The organism is Streptomyces geranii, assembly GCF_002954775.1.
GTDB lineage: Bacteria > Actinomycetota > Actinomycetes > Streptomycetales > Streptomycetaceae > Streptomyces > Streptomyces geranii.
Map to the genome: position 1 here is coordinate 58501 of NZ_PJME01000017.1, position 19237 is coordinate 77737.

The 19237-nt window shown below is 71.1% G+C and carries 13 protein-coding genes; 6 read left to right on the forward strand and 7 right to left on the reverse strand.

The window, feature by feature from the left end:
• Positions 1 to 63: 63 nt before the first annotated feature.
• Positions 64 to 2676, forward strand: coding sequence for a bifunctional FO biosynthesis protein CofGH (locus tag CW359_RS22845; protein WP_105971947.1), 2613 nt, complete (start codon positions 64 to 66; stop codon positions 2674 to 2676).
• Between the two features lie 35 nt (positions 2677 to 2711).
• Here CW359_RS22845 and CW359_RS22850 read toward each other — a convergent pair whose 3' ends face one another.
• The 3 genes from CW359_RS22850 to CW359_RS22860 all read right to left on the reverse strand — a co-directional run bounded on the left by CW359_RS22850 (position 2712) and on the right by CW359_RS22860 (position 7055).
• The gene (locus tag CW359_RS22850; protein ID WP_232838548.1) at positions 2712 to 4439 is read right to left on the reverse strand and encodes an ATP-binding cassette domain-containing protein; all 1728 of its coding nucleotides are present in this window, start codon (positions 4437 to 4439) and stop codon (positions 2712 to 2714) included.
• A gap of 449 nt (positions 4440 to 4888) precedes the next feature.
• Complete coding sequence (locus CW359_RS22855; RefSeq protein WP_105971948.1) at positions 4889 to 5323, reverse strand: VOC family protein; 435 nt, start codon at positions 5321 to 5323, stop codon at positions 4889 to 4891.
• Positions 5324 to 5666: 343 nt separating this feature from the next.
• Positions 5667 to 7055: a glycoside hydrolase family 43 protein gene (locus CW359_RS22860; RefSeq protein ID WP_105971949.1), complete on the reverse strand. Its 1389-nt coding sequence runs from the start codon at positions 7053 to 7055 to the stop codon at positions 5667 to 5669.
• A gap of 197 nt (positions 7056 to 7252) precedes the next feature.
• Here CW359_RS22860 and CW359_RS45395 point away from each other — a divergent pair, with 197 nt between their 5' ends.
• Together CW359_RS45395 and CW359_RS22865 are read left to right on the forward strand one after the other, a co-directional pair.
• Entirely contained in the window at positions 7253 to 7456 is a 204-nt protein-coding gene (locus CW359_RS45395) for a hypothetical protein (RefSeq protein WP_157968621.1), read from the forward strand.
• Between the two features lie 106 nt (positions 7457 to 7562).
• Positions 7563 to 8135: a hypothetical protein gene (locus CW359_RS22865; RefSeq protein WP_105971950.1), complete on the forward strand. Its 573-nt coding sequence runs from the start codon at positions 7563 to 7565 to the stop codon at positions 8133 to 8135.
• Between the two features lie 21 nt (positions 8136 to 8156).
• On the opposite strand, the gene CW359_RS22870 is transcribed toward CW359_RS22865, so the two are convergent.
• A complete protein-coding gene (locus CW359_RS22870; RefSeq protein ID WP_105971951.1) occupies positions 8157 to 8705 on the reverse strand; it encodes a DUF2165 domain-containing protein in 549 nt (182 codons plus the stop codon).
• 110 nt (positions 8706 to 8815) lie between these two features.
• Here CW359_RS22870 and CW359_RS22875 point away from each other — a divergent pair, with 110 nt between their 5' ends.
• Positions 8816 to 12244 carry an ATP-binding protein gene (locus CW359_RS22875; RefSeq protein ID WP_105971952.1) on the forward strand — a complete coding sequence of 1143 codons (3429 nt, stop codon included), beginning with the start codon at positions 8816 to 8818 and terminating at the stop codon, positions 12242 to 12244.
• Between the two features lie 173 nt (positions 12245 to 12417).
• Complete coding sequence (locus tag CW359_RS22880; protein WP_105972033.1) at positions 12418 to 13551, forward strand: ADP-ribosylglycohydrolase family protein; 1134 nt, start codon at positions 12418 to 12420, stop codon at positions 13549 to 13551.
• Positions 13552 to 13591: 40 nt separating this feature from the next.
• Here CW359_RS22880 and CW359_RS22885 read toward each other — a convergent pair whose 3' ends face one another.
• On the reverse strand, positions 13592 to 13954 hold the full coding sequence (locus tag CW359_RS22885; RefSeq protein ID WP_157968622.1) for a hypothetical protein: 363 nt from the start codon (positions 13952 to 13954) through the stop codon (positions 13592 to 13594).
• A 206-nt stretch (positions 13955 to 14160) separates the two neighbouring features.
• Here CW359_RS22885 and CW359_RS22890 point away from each other — a divergent pair, with 206 nt between their 5' ends.
• The gene (locus CW359_RS22890) at positions 14161 to 16482 is read left to right on the forward strand and encodes an ATP-binding protein (protein WP_198655346.1); all 2322 of its coding nucleotides are present in this window, start codon (positions 14161 to 14163) and stop codon (positions 16480 to 16482) included.
• A gap of 135 nt (positions 16483 to 16617) precedes the next feature.
• Here CW359_RS22890 and CW359_RS22895 read toward each other — a convergent pair whose 3' ends face one another.
• Both CW359_RS22895 and CW359_RS22900 read right to left on the reverse strand, forming a co-directional pair.
• Positions 16618 to 18189, reverse strand: coding sequence for a sodium:solute symporter family protein (locus CW359_RS22895; protein WP_105971955.1), 1572 nt, complete (start codon positions 18187 to 18189; stop codon positions 16618 to 16620).
• 186 nt (positions 18190 to 18375) lie between these two features.
• Positions 18376 to 19161, reverse strand: coding sequence for an SDR family oxidoreductase (locus CW359_RS22900; RefSeq protein WP_105971956.1), 786 nt, complete (start codon positions 19159 to 19161; stop codon positions 18376 to 18378).
• Positions 19162 to 19237: the final 76 nt, after the last annotated feature.

Genomic DNA, 19237 nt, shown 5'->3' on the forward strand with positions numbered 1-19237 from the left:
GGCCGCCCGAACGGACAGGGCGGTCCCTGCAAGACCTGATCACATCGATCGTATGCTCGAAGGATGACGACTCCCGAGACCTCCGGAACCGGCCCCACCGAGCGCCCAGGCGCCTCCGGCCCGACCGAGAACTCCATGCGTCGCGCCCTCAAACGTGCCCGTGACGGCGTCGCCCTCGACGTCAGCGAGGCGGCGGTGCTCCTCCAGGCCCGCGGCGAGGCCCTCGGCGACCTCACCGCCTCCGCCGCCCGCGTCCGCGACGCCGGCCTGGCGGCGGCGGGCCGCCCCGGCGTCATCACGTACTCGAAGAGCGTCTTCATCCCCCTCACCCGCCTCTGCCGTGACAAATGCCACTACTGCACCTTCGTGACGGTGCCCGGCAAGCTCCGCCGGGCGGGCCATGGAATGTTCATGTCCCCGGACGAGGTCCTCGACATCGCCCGTCGCGGCGCCGCCCTCGGCTGCAAGGAAGCCCTGATCACCCTCGGCGACAAGCCCGAGGACCGCTGGCCGGAGGCCCGCGAGTGGCTCGACGCGCACGGCTACGACGACACGATCGCGTACGTACGCGCCATCTCGATCCGCATCCTGGAGGAGACGGGCCTGCTGCCCCACCTCAACCCCGGGGTGATGTCCTGGACCGACTTCCAGCGCCTGAAGCCGGTGGCGCCGAGCATGGGGATGATGCTCGAAACGACGGCGACCCGCCTCTGGTCCGAGCCGGGCGGCCCGCACTACGGCTCCCCGGACAAGGAACCGGCCGTGAGGCTGCGGGTGTTGGAGGACGCGGGCCGGTCATCGGTCCCCTTCACCTCGGGCATCCTGATCGGCATCGGCGAGACGTACGAGGAGCGCGCGGAGTCCCTCTTCGCGCTGAGGAAGGTGTCGAGGGCCTACCACTCCGTCCAGGAACTGATCATCCAGAACTTCCGCGCCAAGCCGGACACGGCGATGCGCGGCATGCCGGACGCGGAACTCGACGAGCTGGTCGCGACGGTGGCGGTGGCACGGCTGCTGCTGGGCCCGGCGGCGTGTTTGCAAGCCCCACCCAACCTGGTCGACTCCGAGTACGAGCGCCTGATCGGCGCGGGCATCGACGACTGGGGCGGGGTCTCCCCGATCACGATCGACCACGTGAACCCGGAACGCCCCTGGCCCCAGATCGAGGAACTGGCCGCGAAATCAGCGGCGGTCGGCTTCGAACTGCGCGAACGCCTCTGCGTCTACCCGGAGTTCGTACAGCGCGGCGAACCATGGCTGGACCCGCGCCTGCTCCCGCACGTACGGGCGCTCGCGGACCCGGAGACGGGCCTGGCGCGGCCGGACGCGGTGGTCGAGGGCCACCCGTGGCAGGAACCGGAGGAGGTCTTCGTGTCCTCCGGCCGCACGGACCTCCACACCACCATCGACACCGACGGCCGTACGTCCGACCGCCGCGACGACTTCGACGAGGTGTACGGCGACTGGGGCGCCCTGCGGGAGGCGGCGGCGCCCGGGATGGTGCCGGAGCGCATTGACACGGACGTACGGTCGGCACTGGCGACGGCGGCGGACGACCCGACGCGCCTGACCGACGCGGAGGCGCTGGCCCTGTTCCACGCGGACGGCCCGGCGCTGGACGCCCTGTGCCAAGTGGCCGACGACGTAAGGAAGTCGGCGGTCGGCGACGACGTCACCTACATCGTCACGCGGAACATCAACTTCACCAACGTCTGCTACACCGGCTGCCGTTTCTGCGCCTTCGCCCAACGCCGAACGGACGCGGACGCGTACACCCTGTCGCTGGACCAGGTGGCGGACCGCGCCCAACAGGCCTGGGAGGTGGGGGCGGTCGAGGTCTGCATGCAGGGCGGCATCCACCCGGACCTGCCGGGCACGGCGTACTTCGACATCGCGAGGGCGGTGAAGGAGAGGGTCCCCGGGATGCACGTACACGCGTTCTCACCCATGGAGGTGGTGAACGGCGCGACCCGCACCGGGCTGTCGATCCGCGAGTGGCTGACGGCCGCGAAGGAGGCGGGACTCGACACGATCCCCGGCACGGCGGCGGAGATCCTGGACGACGAGGTCCGCTGGGTCCTGACCAAGGGCAAACTGCCGACGGCGACGTGGATCGAGGTCGTGACGACGGCCCACGAGCTGGGCATCCGCTCGTCCTCGACGATGATGTACGGCCACGTGGACCAGCCCCGCCACTGGCTCGGCCACTTCCGCACCCTGGCCCGCATCCAGCAACAGACGGGCGGCTTCACGGAGTTCGTGACACTCCCCTTCATCCACACCAACGCCCCGGTGTACCTGGCCGGCATCGCCCGCCCCGGCCCGACGATGCGCGACAACCGCGCGGTCATCGCGATGGCCCGCCTCCTCCTGCACACCCACATCCCCAACATCCAGACGAGCTGGGTGAAGCTGGGGACGGAGGGCGCGGCAGAGATGCTCCGCTCGGGCGCGAACGACCTGGGCGGCACGCTGATGGAGGAGACCATCTCCCGTATGGCGGGGTCGAGTTACGGCTCGTACAAGTCGGTGAAGGAACTGATCGCGGTCGCGGAGGCAGCAGGCCGTCCGGCCCGACCCCGGACCACCCTGTACGGGGAGGTCACGGAGGAACGGCAGCGGGCGGCGGCTGTTTCGGACGGGCATTTGCCGGAGTTGTTGCCTGTGTTGGATTGAGGGGGCACTTCGATGCCGTGAAGGTGGTCGGGGGGCTACCGGTCCTTGGCCAGGCGGAGGAGTTCCGCGAAGAGACCGCCGGCGTGGACGAGATCCTCGTACCCGCCCTGCTCGATCACCCGGCCGTGCTCCATGACCACCACCCGGTCGGCGATCTTCGTGTTCTCCAGCTGGTGGGTCACGACGATGGTGATGCGGTCGGCGGCGACGCGCTTGATCTCCTCGAAGATCTTGTGCTCGCCGCGCGGGTCCAGCTGCGAGGTCGGCTCGTCGAGGATCAGGAGTTCGGGGAGGCGGTACAGGGCGCGGGAGCAGGCGAGCCGCTGCCACTGGCCGCCGGACAACTCGGCGCCGCCGAACACCTCCCGGGCGAGCAGGGTCTCCATCCCGTTCGGGAGGTCGTCGACCGCCTCGCGCATACCGACGGCGTCTACGGCCTCCCACACCGTCGCGTCGTCCTCGGAGCGGGGCTGGCCGAGGGTCACGTTCTCCCTTACGCGCAGCGGCCATTGGGCGAAGAGCTGCGGGACGAGTCCGGTGCGGGCCCATACGGCGTCCTGGTGCACGGACGCCAGATCGGCCCCGTTCCAGGTGACTTTCCCCTTGTCCGCCAGGTAGATACCGGTGATCAGGCGGAGCAGCGTCGACTTGCCCGAGCCGTTCTCGCCGACGACGGCGACGATCTCGCCCCGGCGGAAGGTGAGCGACACGCCGTCTACGGCGGGGCGTTCCTTGCCCGGGTACCGGTACGCCGCCTCGTCGAGCCGGATCTCCTCGACCGGGAGGGTGACGCCCAACTCGCCGCGCTGCGGGGCGCGTTGGGCCGCGTCGTCGAGGAAGGCCTGCATGTCGGTGAGGTACAGGCTGGTGTGGAAGAGGGCGGCGCCGTTGATGACGACCTGGGACAGCGCGGCGAGGGTGGTCTGCACGGCGACGACGGCCAGGGCGGCGACGGCGAGTTCGATCCGGCCGGTCACGGCCAGCCAGGCCAGCGCCGCCCAGGTGAGCACGAGGAAGAGCCCACCCACCAGGGAGGACACCAGCGCGATACGCAGGGTGCGCGGGGCGACGGCCCGTAGCCGCCGGTCGATGCGTTCGGACAGCGCGCGGTACCAGAACAGCAGGTAGCCGGTCATGCCGTTGGCGCGTACCTCGTCACCGTGCTTGGGCGTGGTGGCCCACCAGCGCATCATGTGGCGTACGTTGCGGTCGGCCACGTTCGCGTAGTGCATCTCGTAGTCGACGCGGGCGGAGAGGACCGCGCCGGTGCCCGCGGGCAGCACGGCCAGGACGAGCAGCGGCACCATCAGCGGGTGGAGCACCGACAGCACTCCGCTGGCGGCGACCATCCTGATCAGGGCGGACATGAACCGCTGGGCGTCGCTGACCATGACGTGCGTACGCACCACCCCCATCTCCGCCGCCTCCTGCCGGTCGGCGAAGCCGTCCTGAGCGTAGGCGGCGGCCTCAACCCGGCAGACGGCTTCGACGAGGGCCGTATCGGCGTGAGTTGTGAGCGGTGGCGTGATCCTCCGGTCGGCGTACCAGGACACCGCACCGGCGACCCGCCCGCAGGCGGCGGCACCGGCGACGACGAGCAGCGCGGGCAGGGCCTGCTGGAACCGCTCCGCCACGGCGCCGCCCCCGAGGATCGGTTGCATCGCCCGCCCGGTGGCGGTCAGCAGCACGGCGGCGGCCACGCCGGTGACCACCTGGCAGAGCAGCAGCAGAACGACGGCGGCACGGTCGAGCCGCCAGGCCATACGGGCGATGCCGCGCAGCACGGACGGCAACTTGACGCACAGCTGCGTGAAGGACACGTCGCCCAGCGGGTTGATGGAGTGCTCGCCGCTGTAGACGATCTCCGCGGGTGGGGGTGGCGGAATCTCGGTCTGTGCTTTCTCGGGTCGGGTGCTCTTGGCGTCCTCGTCGATGGATGTCAACTGCGCTCCCCTGCAAGGTCGTTGTGAACGAGACCAACTGACGACGCACGGGTCAACGAGAGCAGCGGCGATATCGAACACACGTATTTGAGCCGGAGCGGATTCCGTGCGGTTACGCGACGGGGGTGCCGTGGCAGATGCATCGACCCCTGGGGCGCACGGGTCGACCCCGGGTCCGGGGGTGGCCGAAACGCCGGGGTCGATGGATGTGTGGCAGATGAGGTTCGGGGCCAGGCTCCTCAGGGAGGGGCGGGAGGCCCGGTCGGGGTTCAGTCGAGGCAGAACTCGTTGCCCTCGATGTCCAGCATCACGAGGCACGACTCGTTGTGCTCGTCGGCGAGCAGCAGTCGCTCACGTGTCGCCCCGAGCGGGATCAGTCGCGCACACTCGGCTTCGAGCGCGGCGAGACGCTCTTCACCCACGAGTCCGGTGCCGACTCGCACGTCGAGATGCACCCGGTTCTTGACGACCTTGCCCTCCGGAACACGCTGGAAATACAGTCGCGGGCCGACACCCGTGGGATCACCGCAGACGAACCCCGCACCCTGCCGCTCGGGCGGCAGCGAGCGCTCGTAGTCGGCCCAGGTCGCGAACCCCTCCGGGGCCGGCGGCACGACGTACCCCAACACCTCGCACCAGAAGCGGGCGACGCGCTCGGGCTCCGCGCAGTCGAAGGTGACCTGGAACTTCCTGACCGAGGACATCGGCGCACCCTAGCAGGGGGACGGCAGGGGGCCAGTGCGCTCAACTCCAGGTGCGCCAGCTCACCGGCGCGCAGAGCAGGACGACTCGCTTGGATCACTTTTGCCGACCGGGACTGTCGTCAATGATGGTCATATGACCAACCGCATCAGTGCGCTGATCTCGGCCTTCGGCGCCCTTATCAGCGTCCTTCTGCTCGTCCTGGCCGTTCGTGAGTACCGCTCCGGGGCGTCGGCCACCTGACGAGCGGCGCCTGAGGCGAAGGGCCCCGGGTATCGGGCGGTGTCGGTGCCGGACACCGCCCGGCACCGACAGCGGGTCAAGTCGGTTCAGAACCGGCCCGCCTCAGTACCCCACCCTGAAAGTAGCGTCCTGCCGCTCAGTAGCCGTAGAAACCGGGTCGATCCGCAGCACGTAATTCGAGTGCCGTATGTACCGCGTCGGGTTGTTGTACGACCGGAACGACGCCCACGAGCTGTCCGCCAGCCCCGCCGTCCGGTAGAACGTCGCGTCTCCCGCGAACGTCGACGTGCCGTCGTTCACGTCGAGTTGGAGGGCGTAGTTGTAGTGCCGCAGGTACCGCGTCGGGTAGTTCACCGACTGGAACGAGACGCCCGTGCTGTCCGCCAGGCCCGGGACCAGTTTCCACTCCGAGTCCGTGTACAGGTCGAAGGGGTACTCGTCGATGCGGCCGACGAAGTTCGCGTGGCGGATGTAACGCGCCGGGTAGTTGTACGACTTGAGGCGGTTCCAGGCCGGGGAGCCCCACTTCGCCAGCAGGTTGGTGTACTCCGTCGCCGTGATCGTCGCCACGCCGCAGTGCTTGGAGTTGACCGGCTGCGTGTACGTCTTCTGGTCCAGTGCCGTCCACGTGCCCGAGGCCAGGTCCGACGTCTGCCACGCGTAGAAGACGCCGTTCGGGGTGTAGGTGTCTCCCCAGAGGTAATACGTGCTCGACGTCAGCGACTTGAAGACCGTCGGTGCCTCCGTGCCGCCGTGCGCCACCCCCGCGCTGTACTCCGTGAAGCTCCCGGGGTCCAGGGACGTCGAGCGGGCCGATACCAGCGTCTGGTTCTTCTTGTAGAAGAGGTAGTTGTAGCCGTTCGCCCCTACCGCCATGTCCCCGTCGATCACGTCATAGCCCGGGTCGAAGAACACCTGCGGTGCCGACGCCGTCACGAAGTCGCTCGTGTAGTTGACCATGATGACGTTGTGGCCGCTGGAGTTGACCGACGAGTAGATCACCGCGTACTGGCCCCGCCCCGCGTCCCAGAACGCCTCCGGTGCCCAGCTGTGGGTGGTCATGTCGTGGAGTTTCAGGCGGCGGTAGCCGGTGAAGGTGCGCAGGTCGGCCGAGTCCCAGACGTGGATGTACTGGCTGTTGTACGACCAGTCCGTGCCCTTGAGGTCGGTCGCGATGACGACGAACGTGCCGTCCTGCTTCCGCATGAGGAACGGGTCCCGCAGACCGAGCGCGCCCGCGGTCGGGGTGACCACCGGGTCGTTCTGGTTCAGCGGCGTCCAGTTGAGGGAGTCGGTGCTCACGGCCAGGTGCAGGCCGTAGTCCGTGCCCAGGCCCAGGCTCGTCGACTCGGTGAAATAGCACATCACGTACGCCGAGTCGGCCGCGTGGGCGGTGCCGGCGCCCAGGGTCAGCACGCCGGACACGGCCAGGGGGGTTGTGGCGGCCATGCCGAGGAAGAGACGGCGGGAAGGCTGGGGTCTTGCGCTCATCTTTGTCTCCAAGCGGGGGTGGATGCGGGTCCGGGAGCGGAGTGAGCGGCTGCGTGAATTCCATGCGAAGGGAGACGTGAAGTACGCAGTCACGTAAGCGAATTGGCCGAAATTTCGAACTCGGTTCGGAAAGTCGATCAGAAGGTAGATCGCACCACCCTGCTCGTCAATCACTCCGGCAATGCTGTGGGGATTCTTTGCGCACAACCCTGCGTGCCCCTCGCCGTCGCCACCGGGCGGAACCGGCGGCCACTCTGACGAGGGGCCCCGAGCGCTCCTTCGTCTACACAGCGGCGCCGGGTCGGACCAACAAGGCGAAAGTCGACGCGACGATCGATGGCGGCCCCGGCAAGGACGCCCTCAGCGGTGGCCCCGGCCGCAACGTCGTCCACCAGGACTGACGACCCCGGCGGCACCCTTCCGGCCAGGGGCGGACCCCGTATCGGAGTACGATGATCCGACCCGCGGCGGAGCACCCGGCGGCGGGTTCCGTAGCTGAGGAGATGCGTGACCGTGGCTGCCCGACGGCTTCCCTCATCGGTCTGGGTCACCGGTCTGACCGTGGGCGCCGTCGCTGTCGTCGCCGTGCTGGCCGTCAAGGCCGAGCAGGGGCCGCAGCCCCACGCCACCGCCGCCGCCAGACCCAGCGCGTCCGCCTCGGCGCAGCCCTCCGCCAAGCCCAGCCAGGCCGCCGCGCCGGGCGTGCCCGACGGGTCGGGGGCCGGGCGGCGGGTCGTCTACTCGCTCGGGCAGAAGCGGGTCTGGCTCGTCGACGCGAGCGAGCAGACCCGGCGTACGTTCGCGGTGTGGCCGGGGTCGGTGAGCCCGGCGCCGGGGACGTACGCGGTCGGACAGCGCGACGCGGCCCGTACCGGCTCCGACGGGGTCGCCATCGAGCACGTCATGTTCTTCGCCACCGGCTCCGGGCTCTCGATCGCCTTCTCCAACGCCGTCGACGGCGCCTCGCCGCAGCCCGCGTCCGCAGGCGTGCAGACGGGCGGCATCCGCATGTCCAAGGCGGACGGCACCGCCCTGTGGGCCTTCGGCGACACGGGCACCGAGGTGACGGTCGTCAAGTAGGCCCACAGACGGCGCGGTTGCCTACGACTCGTCGTCGGCAGTCCGGGGTGCGGTGGCGCCCGGCAGATGGATCACCAGCAGCACCACCCCGCTCAGCAGGAACACCCGCGTCGCCGCGTCCAGCCCGTTCCAGTCCTCCGACTGCCACATCGCGAACCACTCCCCGCCGATCGCGATGAACCCGGCGCCGAACAGCAGCATCAGCATCAGCAGGCCGTACGTCGACACCCGCCGCGCCCGTTCGACGTCGCGGCGCACCCACAGCCACGTACCGGCGACCAGGACGAGGGCGGCGAGCGTCTCCCACGCGATGATCGCCACGTACGCCGTGTCCTGGAGGCCCTTCGACGTGATCGCCCGCCACATCAGGTCGTCGTCCTTGAACGTCGTGTCCATCGCGAGGACATGGCGCACGAACTGCTGGTTCGAGTCGAAGTCCGTGATGTTGCCCAGCGCGACCAGGGCCGTGTAGAGGGCGAGCGTCGCCGTCAGGAGGGTCGCGGCGAGGGTGAGCGCGGTGCGGGTGGGGGGTGAGGTACGGGTGGGGTGGGGGGTACCTGTTGTGGTCATGGCATAACTCTATGGATTCGTTCGGGCCCCGTCTTCTCGTTACTCGCCGGGTAGTTGGGCCAGACTGTGTACGAGCCATCAGTCCCGTCCGGACCCGAGGAGACCCGCCGATGCCCCAGCCGTCGCGCCCGTCGATGCGGCAGCTGATCCAGCAGCGCAGACGCGCCGGTTTCGTCGGCCGCGGTGCCGAACGGGCCGCTTTCCGGGCCAACTTCGAGCTGCCGCCGGACGACGAACGCCACCGTTTCCGCTTCCATGTGCACGGCAACGCCGGCGTCGGAAAGACCTTCCTGGTACGGGAGTTGGAGCAGCAGGCCAAGGAACGCGGCGCGCTCACCGCGTACGTCGACGAGGGCGTCGGCAGTGTGCCGGAGGCGCTGGCGGTGATGTGCCGTCAGTTCGCCGCACAGGGACGGCGGTTCAAGGAACTGGAGCGGCTGCTCGCGGCCCACCGGGAGCGCCGGCACGAGGCCGAGTCCGCCGTCGCGAGCCTCGAAAGCCTCGAACCGCAGCCCGAGGGGCCCTCCACCGGGAGTCTGACCGTCGCCCGGATGGGGCTCGTCGGGGCCGGACTCATCCCGGTCGTGGGGCCGTTCGCCGGCGCCCTCGACGCCGACCGGATCGCCCAGGGCGCCGACCGGGTACGGGCCGGGATCGCCGCCCGACTGCGCAACCAGGACGACGTCCAGCTCGTCCTCGCACCCGAGCGCGTTCTCACCCCGTTGCTCCTCGCCGAACTGGACGACATCTGCTCGGCCGTGCCCTGGATCGTCCTGTTCCTCGACACCTACGAGCGCACCGGGCCGTTCCTCGACGGCTGGCTGCACGACATCATGACCACCGACCGCTACGGCGACCTCTCCTTCCCCGCCAACCTCGTCCTCGTCACCGCCGGTCAACTCCCCTTCGACACCGGGCGCTGGGGCGGCTTCGCCGACTTCGTCACCGAGGTGCCGCTCGGGCCGTTCACCGAGGCCGAGGCGCGCGGCCTGCTCGCCGACCGGGGCGTGACGGACGAGCCGGTCGTCGAGGAGGTGCTGCGGCTCACCGGCGGGCTGCCGGTGCTGGTGTCGACCCTCGCCGAGGCCCGCCCCACCGACCCGGACGACATCGGCGACCCGAGCGCGACCGCCGTGGGCCGGTTCCTGAAGTGGGAGACCGACCCGGTGCGGCAGGCCACCGCGCTCGCCTGCGCACTGCCCCGGCGGCTGGACGCGGACATCTTCCGGGCCGCCCTGCCCGTCCTCGGCCTGACCGGCGACGAGACCGAACTCGACCTGCTCTTCGGGTGGTTGAGATCGCTGCCGTTCGTCGACGACCGCGGCGACCGCGGCCGGATCCAGTACCACGCCGTCGTACGGGCCCCGATGCTCAGGCTGCAGCGCCGACGCTCCCCGCGGCGCTGGACCGAGCAGCACACCGGGCTCGCCGGGACCTTCGCCCGCTGGCGTGGAGAGGCAGAAGTGCCGCTTCCTGCCGATGAGTTGTGGGCCACGGAGGAGTGGCGGGAGCTGCGGCTTGCGGAGTCGTACCACCTGCTGTGCGCGTCCCCGCGCACCGCGCTGCCCGGCGTCCTGCGGGACGTCGTCGACGCCTGCGACCAGGGAGAGGTGGTCGCCCGGCGCTGGGCGCGCGTCCTGGTGGAGGCGGGCGACGACAACGAGGCGCCGGTCGTGGGCCGTTGGGGCCGCGACCTGCTCGCCGCCCTCGCCTCGCCCGGGACCGCAGAGCCCGGCGAGGCGGGCGGAGAGGGCGGCGAGAGCGGCGAGAGTGCCTACGGAACCGCCGGCGGCGGTGACGGCGGTGTGCTCGGCGCCCTCGCGCTCCTGCTGAACCGGGGCGGCCTCGACGCGCGCGGCCAGGCCGTCGCCCGCATGCTGCGCGGACGCGAACTGCGACTGGGCCGGGAGTACGGCAAGGCACTCGGCGAGTACGAGCAAGCCGTCGCCCTGGACCCGGAGTTGGAGCGCGCCTACTACGGCCGGGGCGTCACCCGCGCCGAACAGCGCGACTACGCCGCGGCCGTCGCCGACCTCGACCGCGCCGACGAACTCGCCCCCGACACCGCCCGCATCCTCTTCGTACGCGGCGACTACCACCGCATCCTCGGGCATCACGAGGAGGCCGTCCGTGATCTGGACCGGGCCGTCGTCCTCGGGCCCGACCTCGCCGGTGCCTGGGCCTCCCGGGGTGTCACCCGGCACGGCACCGGTGACACCGAGCGCGCCCTCGCCGATCTCGACCGGGCCCTCGAACTGGACCCCGAGCACGTGTGGGCGCTGGTCCGGCGGGCCCGGGTGCACCGTTCGCGCGGCGAGCAGGCCGGTCAACTCGCCGATCTGGACCGGGCGGTGGCCCTCGGGCCGGAGCTGGCCTGGGTCGCGTGCGAGCGCGGTGACGCGCTGCGGGTCGCCGACCGCGACGCCGAGGCCCTCGCCGACTACGACCGCGCCCTCGAACTCGACCCGGAGTACGCGTCCGCGTACGCCAGCCGGGGCGTCTCGCGCAGCCGGCTCGGGCGGCACGCGGAGGCGCTGGCGGATCTGGGCCGGGCGCTGGAGCTGTATCCGGCGTACGCCTGGGCGCTGGTGCAGCGTTCGGTGGTGCACCGGCGGGCCGACGGGTACGAGGCGTCGTACGAGGACGCCGACCGGGCCGTCGAACTGGAGCCGGAGAGCGCGTGGGCGCTGTGGAACCGGGGTGAGGCGCTGCGCTGCCTCGGCCGCTTCGGCCCTGCCCGCGCCGACCTGGACCGGGCGCTCACACTGTCCCCGGACAGCGTGTGGGCGATCGGCTGCCGGGGCGCCGTACTGCATGAACTGCGGTTGTACGGCGAGGCGTTGGCTGATCTGGACCGGGCGGTCGCGCTCGATCCTGGCGGCGCCTGGCATCTGATGCGGCGGATCATGACGCTGCTGGCGGTGGGCCGCCCCGAGGACGCCCGCGCCGACCTCGGCCGCTTCCTCGTGATCGGCGACGACCTGGCCTGGGCGCACCACACCCTCGCGCAGATCCAGCTGCTGGACGGGCGCCCCGAGGACGCGGCGGCGGCGCTCGCGGAGGCCGCGCGGCACGGGCTTGCCGAGCCCGCCGGTCTTGAGGAACTGGCCCGCACCCAGCGCAGGGCGGGGGAGTGGGCGGCGGCGCGTGAGACCGCGCAGCGGATGCGCGTCCTGCACGAGGCGGGCGGCGCCTTCTGCCTGGCCCTCGCGGTCGGCGGCGAGCGGGGCACGGCGGCGGCCCGCCCGATCTGGCGCGAGGCGGACCGGCTGGCCACCGGCTGGGACCTCACCGAGGGCGCCTCCGACTTCCTGCACGCGGTGATCGCGGCGGGCCTCGGCGACTGGGCCGACCTGGACAGACGCCTCGGCAGTCTGCTCACCGGGACCCGGGAGTGGGTCGACGTGGCCTGGCTGGCCGACCTGCTGAACGAGCTGGCCGAGGCGCCGGGCACCCCTGCGGCGGACGGCGAGCGGATCGCCGTACGGCTGGCGCGGGTGCGGGAGGCGCGGGAGCGGATCAGACGGCGGTACGCGTAGCGCCGTGAGGCCTGAGCGGCGGTGACGTAAAAGGCATGTAGGGGATCACTCGTGCCCAGTCATGCCACATTCCGCATACCAATCCGGCCCCTGAACAGACGGTTCCCGGTCGATTACAGTGCTGAGCTGTCGATCGTACGAACGGTTCTGTGAGGGAGTCCGAGGTGGGCGTGATGACGTCCGGTGGTGTGACCGGTGCCGCGTCCGGCGCCATCTGGGGCCGCTCCGAACAGCAGGACTTCCGCAGCCGGGTCCGCGGGACCCTGCTCGGCGCGGCGCTCGGCGACGCCCTGGGGGCGCCGCTGGAGGGGCTCACCGCCGACTCCATCCGGGAGGCGTACGGCGCGGAGGGCCTCGCCGATCTGGCCTTCGCGTACGGCAGACGCGGGGCGATCACCGATCTCACCCAGCTCACCCTCTTCACCCTGGACGGCCTGATCCGCGCCCAGGTGCGCCGCGACACCGGCGCCTGGCACCCGCCGACCGATCTGCACCGGGCGTACCGCCGCTGGGCGGCCACCCAGAGCGACTGGGGCCCCGACGAGCGGCGCAAGGAGGACGGCTGGCTGGCCCACGAGGAGTGGCTGTACGCCCGCCGCGACCCGTCGCTCGCCTGTCTGCTCGGCCTCGGCGACGAGACGATGGGCACCCTGGACGCGCCCAAGAACCCCGGCGAGGCGGGCGCGGAGGCCGCGGCCCGCTCCGGCCCCTTCGGGCTGCTGGTCGGCTGGGAGCCGCAGCTGGTGATGCAGCTGGCGGTGGAGTGCGCCGCGCAGACCCACGGCCACCCGACGGGCTACCTCGCGGCGGGTGCGTACGCCGTGATCGTGCACGGTCTGGCGCGCGGCGAGAGCCTCGACGCGGCCGTCCAGCGGGCGCTGGCCCTGCTGGCGGCCAGGCCCGGCCATCAGCAGGTGGCGGAGGCCCTCCAGCGAGCCCTGGGCGCCGTGCGCCAGGGCATCCCGACCCCCGCGCGGGTTGACGACCTGGCCGGCGCCGGCACGGCGGAGGGCCTCCTGTCTGTGGCGGTGTACTGCGCGCTGGTCGGCGAGGACATCCGGCACGGCCTCGCCCTCTCGGTCAACCACAGCGGCGCCTCGGCCGTGACGGGCGCCCTGACCGGCGGTCTGCTGGGCGCCCTGCACGGCGAGACGGCCCTGCCGCCCGCCTGGCTGGCGGAGCTGGAGGGCCGTCCGACGATGCTGGTCCTCGCGGACGACTTCGCGATGGAGATGACCCAGGGACCGTCCCTGCACGGGCCGGCGGGGTCGTCGCCGGGGTGGCTCACGCGCTATCCCCGGGCGTGAGGCGGTGTGGACCCACGGTGTTCCGTTGCCTACGGCCCGGTCACCAAGGGTAGTAATACCAGGACGTGCAGCTGGTGTTGGCGCCGTTCACGCCGGCGCAGACCCGTGCGCTGGTGATGTAGCCGCCGCCCGTCGGCGACTCGCCGCCGCAGCCGCTGGAGCTGCCGTTGGCGTCTCCCACGATGTCGGTGACACCGTTGCTGGTGTAGTACTGCGTGCGCACCCCCCAGTTGTCGGCGTTGGTGTCGCACGCGTACACGTACCCTCCTCCGGTGTTGACCTGGCCGTAGCCCCGTCCGGAGAGCGAGATGATCGTGGTCGCCGAGGCGCTTTCGGACATCAACGCCAGGGCCGCGCACGCGGCGCCGGTGACCAGGAGGCCGCGCTTGGCCGTGCGGTTCATCTTCACAGGTTCCTGCCTTTCCTTGTGGACCACGACTTTTCGGTGAACGTCTCAAACGGTCGCAGCGGGGGACCGCCGCAGCCACGAAAGCCGCACGCAACTGACCCGCAACTGACCGGATGTGCCCTCACCCGACAGGGGTGCGGGGGTGGGACAGTTGGGGCGACCAGAGGCGGGGGCCAGGGGGGTTGCCGATGCTGGGTGAGGTGCTGCGTGACCACCGGCGCCGACTGGGGCTCACACAGGAGGAGTTGGCGGAGCGGTCGGGCGTCAGTGTGCGCACGATCTGCCATGTCGAGACGGGCCGTATCGAACGCCCGAGGCCGGCCACCGTACGGCGGCTGGCCGGCGCGCTGGCCCTGACGGGGACGGGACTGGAGGAGTTCCGCAAGGCGGCGACCGGCCTCCCGCACACACCCCGCCCGCCGCAGCCGACGTACCCGGAGACGACGTCCTCCCCGGCCCAACTACCGCCCGCCCACGCAGGTTTCAGTGGCCGGACCGCGCAACTTGACTCACTGGACGCCCTGTTGGGCGGCGAGGCGGATCAACTCCCCGCGACCGGCGCCGGCACTGTCGTCATCTCCGCCATCGCGGGCACCGCGGGCGTCGGCAAGACGGCCCTCGCCGTCCACTGGGCCTCCCGGGTGGCCGCCCGCTTCCCCGACGGTCAGCTGTACGTCAACCTGCGCGGCTTCCATCCGAGCGGGGCCGTGATGACCTCGGCGGAGGCGGTACGGGCCTTCCTGGACGCCTTCGAGGTACCCGCCGAGCGGGTCCCGGCGGGCGCCGAGGCCCAGGTCGGCCTGTACCGGAGCCTGTGCGCGGGCAAACGGCTGCTCGTGCTGCTGGACAACGCGCGCGACGCCGAGCAGGTCAGACCCCTGCTGCCCGGCGCCCCCGGCTGCCTCGCCCTGGTCACCAGCCGCAACCAGCTCACCGGCCTCGTCGCCGCCGAAGGCGCCCACCCGCTCCGCGTCGACCTGCTGACGATGACCGAGGCCAGGGAACTCCTGACCCACCGGCTCGGCCCCGCCCGCCTCGCCGAGGACCCCGGGGCGGTCACCGAGATCATCAACCGCTGCGCCCGGCTCCCCCTCGCCCTGTCGATCGTCGCCGCCCGCGCCGCCACCGACCCGCACTTCGGGCTGGCACGGTTCGCCGGTGAACTGCGCGCCACGGGCGCGGGCGCCGGCCTCGCCCCCTTCACCGACTTCACCGACGACGACCCCGCGACGGACGTACGGGCGGTCTTCTCCTGGTCGTACCACCGCCTCAGCCCCGCCGCCGCCCGCCTCTTCCGCCTCCTCGGCCTGCACCCCGGCCCCGACATCACCGCCCCGGCCGCGGCCGGCCTGACCGGGCTGAAACCCGAGCGGGTACGCCCTCAACTGACCGAACTCACCCGGGCGCACCTGATCGACCAGCACGCGCCGGGCCGCTACACCCTGCACGACCTGCTCCGCGCCTACGCCACCGAACTGACCCACGAGCACGACCCGGAACCCGCCCGACGCGCGGCACTTCACCGCCTCCTCGACCACTACCTCCGTACGGCGGCCACGGCGTCCGAGGAACTCAGCTGGTACCGCGACCCGATCCCGCCGACGGCCCCCCTGCCGGACTCCTCGCCTGAGCAACCGGGCGGCCCCGCAGCCGCGTCGGCCTGGTTCACCGCCGAACTCCCCAACCTGACGGCGGCGGTTCGCGCGGCGGCCAGGTCCGGTTTCGAGACCCACTCCTGGCAACTGGCCTGGACGATGGTCGCGTTCTTCGACCTCGCGGGACACTGGCCGGAGTGGGTCGCCACGCACCAGCAGGCGCTGGACGCGACCAGACGCTCCGGGGACACGGTCGGCGAGGCCCGCACCCGGCGCAACCTCGCCCGGGTCCGTTCCCGGCAGGGGCGCCACCAGGACGCGCTGGTGCATCTGCGCCGTTCGGTGAGGCTCGGCCGGGAGCTGGGGGATCCGGTGGTGCAGGCGCAGGCGATGCGGAACATGAGTACGGTGCTCGGCCGGATGAGCGAGGTGCCCGGGGCGCGGAGCAGGCACGCGGAGGCGCTGGATCTCGCCCAGCGGGCGCTGGGCCTGTTCCGGGCCGCCGGACACCGGATCGGCGAGGGCAGGGTCCTGAACCAGATGGGCTGGCACCTGTCCTTCCTCGGCGAGCACCGACGGGCCGTCGAGCACAGCGCGCGGTCCCTGGACATCCTCCAGGAACTGGGCGACCGCGACGGCGAGGGCGCCACCTGGGACACCCTGGCCCACGCCCACCACCATCTGGGCGCCCACCGGGAGGCGATCACCTGCTACACCCACTCGCTGCACCTGCGCCGGGAGCGGGGCGACCTGAACGAGATCGCGGAGACCCTGGACCACTTGGCGGAGTCCCACCTGGCGCTCGGCGCGCGTGCGGAGGCGACGGTGTGCTGGCAGGAGGCGGTGGGCCTCCTGGACCGCCTGGGCCACACGGACGCGACCCGAATCCGCGAACGCCTGCGCTCGGCTCAGCCGACCGGGGTGTAGCCGGCCCCGAACGGCCTCGTCCTCAATCGCCGGACGGGCTGGGTATGTCAGCCCGTCCGGCGTTTGAGGACGAAGGGGGGTCTGGGGGCGCAGCCCCCAGGGATGGGACGGGTAGGGGCGGCGGGGGCGAGGAACTCAGTCCTTGGCGCGTACGGCGTCCGCCGGTTCCGGTTCCGGAACCGGGAGTCGTGCCGCCGCCGCACCGTCGCCGTCCCCGTCCGTGTTCACGCTCTCGATGATCGCCAACCGCTCAGGCGTGTCCTCCGGCCGCAGGAACCCGATCAGGATGTACAGCACCAACGACACCGCCAGCGGTATCGACACCTGGTACTGCAGCGGCACCCCGCCCTCCACGTTCCAGTCGATCGGGTAGTTCACCAGCCAGAACGCCAGCAGCCCCATCGACCAGCTCCCCAGCGCCGCCGTCGGCCCCGACCGCCTGAACGGCCGCAGCAGGCCCAGCATCATCGGGATCGCCATCGGCCCCATCAGCCCGGCCACCCACTTGATGACGACGGTGATGATGTCCTTGAACGCGGGTGAGTTGACCTGCGTCGCCGCCGCCATCGACAGCCCGAGGAAGACGACCGTCGTCACGCGCGCGGCCACCAGCCCGGACGAGTCCGTCCACGACCGTGCCCGCTTCCAGATCACCGGCGCGCAGTCCCGGGTGAAGACGGCGGCGATGGCGTTCGCGTCGGAGGAGCACATGGCCATCGTGTGGGAGAAGAAGCCGACGATGACGAGCCCCAACAGGCCGTGCGGCAGCAGCTGTTCGGTCATCAGGGCGTAGGAGTCGGAACCGTCCGGCTTCTGCGACTCCACCAGCAGCGGGGACATCCACATCGGGAAGAACAGCACCAACGGCCAGACCAGCCACAGGATCGCCGAAAGACGAGCCGACCGCTCGGCCTCCTTAGGGCTCGCCGTCGCCATGTACCGCTGCGCCTGGTTGAGCATGCCGCCGTTGTACTCGAACAGCTTGATGAAGAGGAACGCGAGCAGGAACACCGTGCCGTAGGGGCCCACCAGCGGCTTGCCGTGGCCCTGCAGCGCCGGCTCGTCCCAGACCCCGAAGAACCCTCCGTGGTCGTCGAGTTTCAGCACCACCGCCACGAACATCGCTATGCCCGCGAGGAGTTGGATGACGAACTGGCCCAACTCCGTCAGCGCGTCCGCCCACAGCCCGCCGATCGTGCAGTACACGGCCGTGATCGCACCGGTGATCAGGATGCCCTGGTTGAGGGAGATCCCGGTGAAGACGGACAACAGGGTCGCGATGGCGGCCCACTTGGCGCCGACGTCCACGATCTTCAGCAGCATCCCGGACCAGGCCAGCGCCTGCTGCGTCTTCAGGTCGTACCGGCTCTTCAGGTACTCCAGCGGGGACGCCACATGGAGCCGCGACCGCAGCCGGTTGATGCGCGGCGCGAACAGCTTGGAGCCGATCGCGATGCCGAGCGCGATGGGGAAGGACCAGGTGACGAAGGAGGTGACGCCGTACGTGTAGGCGATGCCCGCGTAACCCGTGAACATCACCGCGCTGTACCCGGACATATGGTGGGAGATGCCGGACAGCCACCACGGCATCTTCCCGCCCGCCGTGAAGAAGTCGCTGACGTTGTCGACCCGTTTGTGGGACCAGACACCGATGGCGACCATCACTCCGAAGTAAGCGATGAGCACGGTCCAGTCGAGACCGTTCATGTGCTCCCTCCCAGGGGCGTCGAGCAGAGTCGAGCGGGCGTGTCGAGCGCCCGCTCATCGTCGATTCGCTGACATGCCAGCGACAACCGCCCGGCGAGTCAAGAGGGAGTAAAAGAGTTCGCGGAAGTGACCTCCGTTCATGTCCATGAATGAGAGCGCGAACGTCGAAGAATGGCGGAATTACTGCTACCGCATCAGTTCACCCGCGTTCACCAGCAACGACTGCCCGGTGATGGCCCGGGCCCGGTCCGAGGCCAGGAACACCGCCGCGTCCGCGACATCCCCGTCCGTGGCCAGCTCGGGCAACGCCATCCGCTCCGCGAGCCGCCGCCGCACCTCCTCCTCCGGCACCCCTTCCCCGTGCGCCGTGAACCGCACGTACGCCTCCACCGGCGGCCCCCACATCCACCCCGGCAGCACGGTGTTGACCCGTATCCGATGCGGCCCCAACTCCCTTGCCAGCGAGTACATCGCGCTCGTCAGCGCCCCCTTCGAGGCGGCGTACGCGGCCTGCCGCACCTGCGAGGGGGCGGCCACGGCGGACTGCGTACCGATGAACACCACACTCCCGCCCCGCTCCTTGAGCGCCGGCAGACAGGCCCGCGTCATCCGCAGCGTGCCCAGCAGGTTCACGTCCACGACCCGTGCCCAGGTCTCGAAGTCCGCGTCCTCGATCCCCCCGAAGTAGCTGTCCCAGGCGGCGACATGGACGACCGCGTCGATCCCCCCGAACCGCTCCGCCGCCAGCGCGGCCAGCGCCCGGCACTCCTCCTCGTCGGTGATGTCGGTCGCCCGGTACGCCGTGCGCTCCCCGTCCGGGTCCAACTCCCCCGCGGTCTTGGCGAGATGGGCCTCGGTACGCGCCCCGAGCACGGCGTTGCCGCCGTCCCGCACGACGGCCGCGGCGACCTGCCGCCCGAGCCCGGCCCCGACTCCCGACACCACCACGGTCTTCCCTGTGAGCAGCGACATCAAAGCCCTCCCCGGCTCTGGCGGATTATCTGACGGAGCGTCAGAGTATGGGCGTCCGAAGGAGGAAGGAAGAGAG

Coding starts and splice junctions, on each gene's coding strand:
- CW359_RS22845 (WP_105971947.1), top strand. CDS start 64: ATGACGACTCCCGAGACCTCCGGAACCGGCCCCACCGAGCGCCCAGGC.
- CW359_RS22850 (WP_232838548.1), bottom strand. CDS start 4,439: ATGGCCTGGCGGCTCGACCGTGCCGCCGTCGTTCTGCTGCTGCTCTGC.
- CW359_RS22855 (WP_105971948.1), bottom strand. CDS start 5,323: ATGTCCTCGGTCAGGAAGTTCCAGGTCACCTTCGACTGCGCGGAGCCC.
- CW359_RS22860 (WP_105971949.1), bottom strand. CDS start 7,055: ATGAGCGCAAGACCCCAGCCTTCCCGCCGTCTCTTCCTCGGCATGGCC.
- CW359_RS22870 (WP_105971951.1), bottom strand. CDS start 8,705: ATGACCACAACAGGTACCCCCCACCCCACCCGTACCTCACCCCCCACC.
- CW359_RS22875 (WP_105971952.1), top strand. CDS start 8,816: ATGCCCCAGCCGTCGCGCCCGTCGATGCGGCAGCTGATCCAGCAGCGC.
- CW359_RS22880 (WP_105972033.1), top strand. CDS start 12,418: ATGACGTCCGGTGGTGTGACCGGTGCCGCGTCCGGCGCCATCTGGGGC.
- CW359_RS22885 (WP_157968622.1), bottom strand. CDS start 13,954: ATGAACCGCACGGCCAAGCGCGGCCTCCTGGTCACCGGCGCCGCGTGC.
- CW359_RS22895 (WP_105971955.1), bottom strand. CDS start 18,189: ATGAACGGTCTCGACTGGACCGTGCTCATCGCTTACTTCGGAGTGATG.
- CW359_RS22900 (WP_105971956.1), bottom strand. CDS start 19,161: ATGTCGCTGCTCACAGGGAAGACCGTGGTGGTGTCGGGAGTCGGGGCC.